Genomic DNA, 327 nt, shown 5'->3' with positions numbered 1-327 from the left:
GATGGCTCAGGCGCTTTCGTGAGGAGGGCAAGTCCGGTCTGCTGGAGCGGTCATCACGTCCGCATTCATGCCCGCATGGGACCTCGGGCGACCGGGTCGCACACTTGATCCCGCTCCGCCGATCTCGCCATACCTATCGACCGCTTGCCCAACGACGCGGCGTGGCCGTCAGTACCATTGCGCGTCGTCGCAAACAGGCAGACTTTCATCGTTTGGCCGAGCTGGAGCCCGCCCCTGGGGTGGTGCGCTACGAATATCCCAAAGCCGGCGACCTGCTACATCTGGATATCAAAAAGCTTGGCCGATTCTGGAGGCCCGGCCATCGAA

At 62.7% G+C, this 327-nt stretch carries 1 protein-coding gene; it reads left to right on the top strand.

The window, feature by feature from the left end; translation table 11 throughout:
* Positions 1-327 (top strand): leucine zipper domain-containing protein (locus RND78_RS27975; protein ID WP_312733492.1); only part of this gene is annotated, 327 nt, incomplete at both ends.

This window comes from Pseudomonas oryzihabitans, from assembly GCF_032027545.1.
Classification (GTDB): Bacteria; Pseudomonadota; Gammaproteobacteria; order Pseudomonadales; family Pseudomonadaceae; genus Chryseomonas; species Chryseomonas oryzihabitans_F.
Note: the sequence above shows the minus strand (reverse complement) of the source record. Positions and strands in the feature narration are given on the sequence as shown.